The sequence below is a fragment of the Bradyrhizobium sp. 23 genome (assembly GCF_023073295.1).
Lineage (GTDB): Bacteria > Pseudomonadota > Alphaproteobacteria > Rhizobiales > Xanthobacteraceae > Bradyrhizobium > Bradyrhizobium canariense_D.
This window is the reverse complement of the sequence record NZ_JADPJF010000032.1, coordinates 48,946-54,295: the sequence shown is the minus strand read 5'-3', so window position 1 is coordinate 54,295 and position 5,350 is coordinate 48,946. Positions and strand designations below refer to the sequence as shown.

General features: G+C 64.6%; 5 protein-coding genes. 3 read left to right on the top strand and 2 right to left on the bottom strand.

Annotated elements, in window-relative coordinates:
* Positions 1 to 738: PLP-dependent aminotransferase family protein (locus tag IVB32_RS04440; protein ID WP_247409907.1), on the bottom strand; the 738-nt coding region annotated here is incomplete at its 3' end.
* 91 nt (positions 739 to 829) lie between these two features.
* On the bottom strand, positions 830 to 1,357 hold the full coding sequence (locus tag IVB32_RS04435) for a DUF3124 domain-containing protein (RefSeq protein WP_204513887.1): 528 nt from the start codon (positions 1,355 to 1,357) through the stop codon (positions 830 to 832).
* 67 nt (positions 1,358 to 1,424) lie between these two features.
* On the opposite strand from IVB32_RS04435, the gene IVB32_RS04430 reads away from it, so the two are divergent.
* The 3 genes from IVB32_RS04430 to IVB32_RS04420 all read left to right on the top strand — a co-directional run.
* Positions 1,425 to 3,152 (top strand): cation:proton antiporter, encoded by a 1,728-nt coding sequence (locus IVB32_RS04430; protein WP_085352555.1) that lies wholly within the window; start codon positions 1,425 to 1,427, stop codon positions 3,150 to 3,152.
* A 150-nt stretch (positions 3,153 to 3,302) separates the two neighbouring features.
* Positions 3,303 to 4,379 (top strand): 3,4-dihydroxy-2-butanone-4-phosphate synthase, encoded by a 1,077-nt coding sequence (ribB, locus tag IVB32_RS04425; RefSeq protein WP_018456228.1) that lies wholly within the window; start codon positions 3,303 to 3,305, stop codon positions 4,377 to 4,379.
* Positions 4,380 to 4,539: 160 nt separating this feature from the next.
* On the top strand, positions 4,540 to 5,350 hold an 811-nt coding region (locus tag IVB32_RS04420; protein ID WP_247409905.1), incomplete at its 3' end, for an acyl-CoA dehydrogenase family protein.

The following is a 5,350-nucleotide window of genomic DNA, read 5'->3' as shown; positions in this document are numbered from 1 at the left end:
CGGCGAGATCGACTTGGAGAACGAGCCGATATGGATCACGCCGCCGTTCGGGCTCATCGCATGGATCGCCGGCGGCCGCTGTCCCGACCAGACCAGATCGGCATAGCAATCGTCCTCGAAAACAGGCACGCCGTAGTCTGCCGACAGCCGCAACAGCTCGGTGCGGCGGCCCTCCGGCATGATGCTGCCGGTCGGGTTCTGCACGGTCGGAATGGTGTAGATGTATTTCGGACGGATGCCGCGGCCCTTGAGGTCGGCCAGCGTCGTGGCCAGCACGTCCATGCGCATGCCGTCGTTGTCGAGGGGAATGCCAATCACGTTGACTCCGAGCCGTGCCAGGCGGGTCAGCGAGCCCTGATAGCTATCCTGCTCGAAGATCACGGTGTCGCCGCGCGTCAGCAGCGTGGCGTTGACGAGGTCGAGCGCCTGCAGCGAGCCGGACACGATCAGGAGATCGTCGACCGTGCAGTTGATGCCGGCATCGCGCTTGAGTTTTGCCACCAGGAATTCGCGCAAGGGCAGATAGCCCTGGGGACCATGTGCCAGCCCGTAACTGGCGAGCGAGCGGCCTTCGCGTTGCAGAGCCAGATTGGCCGCCTCGATCAGATCATCGAGCGGCACCTGCTCGGAGTCGTTGTTGCCGCCGACAAAACTGTATTTGGCGAGGCCCGTCCAGCGCGCAGAGGGGGCCGGCAGCCCTGCGGGAAACAGGGGCGCAAAATCGAAGCTGGACGTCATGGGAGCGTTCCTCGTTGTTTTCTTTTTGAGCCGGCCGGCGTTGCGTCGGCCATGCCTATTTCTTTTGCCCGCATCCGGCGGACAGACGGCCTTAGTTCTTGCCGGCCGTCCGGGTCGGACGGCCTTGGCTGATGAAAGCGTAATGCGCATTGGCGACGCCGCCAACCATCAAGGCCTCGACAGCAGGCTCGGCGATCTCGCTTGCTGCGGCCCAATCGACCAGGAAATTGGCTCCGGTCCCGCCGCGTACGTCGTCGGTCGGAATGAAGATCGAGACGGTGGCGAGGGGCTTCAACGCGACGGGCGCCTTCAGATAGCTCTCGACCTGCTTGCCTGCGGTGTCGAAATAGGCGATGCGTTTGACGACCAGCGGCTGGGTCTCGGAGGCGTTGTGCACGCTCAAGGTCACCGAGAAGTCGACGCGCAGCTTGCCCTGGCTCATCGCGACACTGGAATAGGCGGGCACGTAGAACCCGCCGGCGACGGCGAGTTCTTCTTTCGGCAGTGCGGTGAGGGAATCTGCAAAGTTTTGTTCGATATTGACCTTGGATTGAGCGGCTGCGGGCACGGAGCAGGCGAGGGGGCATAGCAGCAGTGCAGTGGCGAGCCCCATCCGCATGTGACGAATTGCTCGCTTGCCGCACCGCACTCGATCACTAGGGTGCGGCAAAACGGACCAATCTGGCATGCACGAGCTCATTCGCGACATCACTCTCTGTATCCTGTTTGCCTGGATGCTGGGCCTGCTTGCCCACTTCTCCAGGCAACCGCTGATCCTCGCCTATCTTATCGCCGGCTTCTGCATTGGTCCATTTGGCGCCGGCTGGGTCAAGTCGCAGGAATCGATCAGCGTCATCTCCGAGCTTGGCCTGATCTTCATGCTGTTCATGATCGGCCTGGAGATCGACCTGAAGAAGATCGTGCGGGCCGGAAAGGTCATCCTGTTCGCGGCGGGCGGCCAGCTCCTCGGCGGCTGCCTGCTCGGGGTGCTGTTCTTCGTCGGCATCGGCCTGTCGCTCGGGGGCGGACAGTTCGATGCGGTTTACCTCTGTGTCGCCTGCGCGCTGTCGAGCACCGTCATCATCGTCAAGGTGCTCTACGAGAAGCGCGAGCTCGACACGCTGCCCGGCCGCATCACCCTCGGCGTGCTGGTGCTCCAGGACATCTTCGCCATCCTGTTTCTGGCGGTGCAGCCGAGCCTTGCCAATCTGGAAATCAGCGTGATCCTGCTCTCGATCGGGCGGGTCGCAGTGCTGGTCGCCGCGGCACTGCTGGTGAGCCGCTACGTGCTGCCGCGCCTGTTTCACCAGATCGCCCGCCGCCCCGAGTTGATCCTGCTCGGCGCGCTCGCCTGGTGCTTCCTGGTCGCCGAGACCGCCGAGCGGCTGTCGCTGTCGCGCGAGATGGGCGCCCTGATCGCCGGCGTCTCGCTCTCGACCTTTCCCTATGCGCTCGATGTCACGGCCAAGGTCACCACGCTTCGCGATTTCTTCATCACGCTGTTCTTCGTCGCGCTCGGCATGACCATTCCCGTGCCCGGCCTCTCCGTGATCGGACTTGCCCTGATGATCGCGGCGTTCACGGTGGTGAGCCGCCTCGTGACCACCTTCGTCCCGCTCTATCTGATGAAGCAGGGCCTGCGAGCCAGCCTGTTGCCGGCCCTGAATCTCGCGCAGATCTCCGAGTTCTCGCTGGTGGTGATCCAGACCGGCGTCGCCGACCACCACATCGCAGCCCAGACGGCGAACGCGGCCTCCTTCGCCTTCGTGGTGCTGGCGGTGCTCTCGACATTCGTGATGACCCGCAGCGACGAGATCACCCGCTGGGCGATCGGTCCCCTGAAGCGGATCGGCCTGCGCGATCTCGACCACGGCAATGGCCACGGCGAGGAAGGACACGAGGGCCATGGCGAGGCGCGCCGCATCGTCATCCTCGGCTTTTTCCGTGCGGCGAGCGCGCTGCTGGCCGAGATCGAACGGCAGGCACCGGTGCTGCTCGAGCAGATCACCGTGATCGACTTCAATCCGAATGTGTACCAGACGTTGCTGTCGCGCGGCCTGCACGTGATCTATGGCGATATCAGCAGCGCCGACACGCTGCTCCATGCCGGCGTCGGCAAATCCGAGATGATCATCCTCAGCGTCCCGGATGCGCTTCTGAAGGGTGCCAGCAACGAGAAGCTGGTCCGCCACGTCCGCACCCTCAACCCGACCGCCATGATCATTGCCACGGCCGATCTGTTGTCGGATGTGGACGAACTCTACGCGGCTGGCGCCAGCTATGTCACCGTGACCCGGCTCAGCGACGCCCATGAACTGTTCACGGTGATCGAGGCCGCCCAGGCCGGCCTGTTGGCCGACAAGCGGGCCGAGCTCGATCAGCGGCTCGGCGAGCGGCGCGAAGTGCTGCCCTGACCGCGCCCGGCCGGCTTCTCACCGAGATGCCCGGTGCAAGCCGCCCGTTGGGCAGGGCTGCGGTCCGGCATATGCGGTTGCGCCGGGGACACTAGCGCCCCGGCTCAAGTCCGGCTAAGCCTCCGGGCCATAACCGATAGAGATTGGGAAATGCCGGATAACGTCCAGGAAGTCTTGCAGGCCTTTGCCCGGGGTGAGCTCGTGGTCGTCACCGACGACGAAGACCGCGAGGGCGAGGGCGATCTGATCGTCGCCGCCTCGTTCTGCACCGCCGAGAAGATGGCGTTCATCATCCGCCACACCTCCGGCATCGTTTGCGCCCCGATCACCAGCGAAGATGCGCGCCGCCTGCGGCTCGATCCGATGGTGGCCCACAACGACTCAGCGCACACCACCGCATTCACGGTCTCGATCGACTACAAGCCCGACGGCGGCACCGGCATCTCGGCCGAGGAGCGCGCCTCGTGCTGCCGCGCGCTGTCCAATCCCAATGCCGGCGCCAACGACTTCGCCCGTCCCGGTCACATCTTCCCGCTGATCGCCAAGGACGGCGGCGTGCTGCTGCGCTCCGGCCATACCGAGGCCGCGGTCGACCTGTGCAAGCTCTCCGGCCTGCCGCCGGTCGGCGTCATCAGCGAGTTGATGAATGACGACGGCAGCGTGATGAAGGGCGAGCAGGTCGCCCGCTTCGCCGCCCAGCACAAGCTCAAGCACGTCACCATCGCCGACATGATCGCCTACCGCCAGGTGCGCGAGAAATTGATCGAGCGGGTCTCGACCTTCGTCACCGAGAGCCCGATCGGGCCGCTGCAGGGCTATGCCTACCGCTCGCCGTTCGATTCCATCGCCCATGTCGCCTTCGTCTACAACGGCGTCGGCGACGGCAAGAACGTCCTGACACGCTTTCACAAGCCGAACATCGTCAAGGACATCTTCACCGGCCACAAGCGCATGGCGGCGGTGCTCGAGCACTTCAAGAAATCGGGCCGTGGCGTTCTGGTCTATCTGCGCGACGGTGCGGCCGGTGTCCCTGTGGCGCCGCTGCCCGATGAGAGCGCGACCGAGGCCGACCGCAACCGCCAGTGGCGCGAAGTCGGCGTCGGTGCACAGATCCTGCGCGATCTCGGCGTCACCTCGATCCGGCATCTCACCTCCTCGGTGCACGACTACAAGGGCCTTTCGGGCTTCGGCATCGAGATCGTCGCCAACGAGCTACTCGAAAGCTAGCGCTGTCATCCAGGGGTGCGCGAAGCGCATCCCCCGAGGCGCGCCTCGCGGGTCCCCGGGAATCACGCAGACCCGTACATCTGCAACGCAATTGCACTTGTTGCCGCGGCGCTTTACTTTGTCGGGCAAATTTTGACGGAACCAGACGAAAGGACGTTTCATGACCGCGCGCCCTCAGGCCAAGGACAAGCCGGCTTCGGCTTCTTTCCAGTGGGACGATCCGTTCCTGCTCGACGAGCAGCTCACCGAAGACGAGCGCATGGTGCGCGACACCGCGCGCGCCTACGCCCAGGACAAGCTGCTGCCGCGCGTCGCCAAGGCCTATCTCGAAGAGAAGACGGATCGCGAGATCTTCAACGAGATGGGCGAACTCGGCCTGATCGGCATCACGTTGCCGGAGGAATATGGCTGTGCCAATGCAGGCTATGTCGCCTATGGTCTGGTCGCGCGCGAGATCGAGCGGGTCGATTCCGGCTACCGCTCGATGAACTCGGTGCAGTCCTCGCTGGTGATGTATCCGATCTACGCCTATGGCGACGAGAACCAGCGCAAGAAGTACCTTCCGAAGCTCGCCAGCGGCGAGTGGGTCGGCTGCTTCGGGCTGACCGAGCCTGATGCCGGCTCCGATCCGGCCGGCATGAAAACGCGCGCCGAGAAGGTGTCGGACGGCTATCGCCTGACCGGCAGCAAGATGTGGATCTCGAACGCGCCGATCGCCGACGTGTTCGTGGTCTGGGCCAAGTCGGCCGCGCACGACAACCAGATCCGCGGCTTCGTGCTGGAGAAGGGCATGAAGGGCCTGTCGGCACCGAAGATCGGCGGCAAGCTGTCGCTTCGCGCCTCCATCACCGGCGAGGTCGTGATGGACGGTGTCGTGGTTCCGGAAGACGCGCTGCTGCCCAACGTCTCCGGCCTGAAAGGCCCGTTCGGCTGCCTCAACCGCGCCCGCTACGGCATTTCCTGGGGCGTGC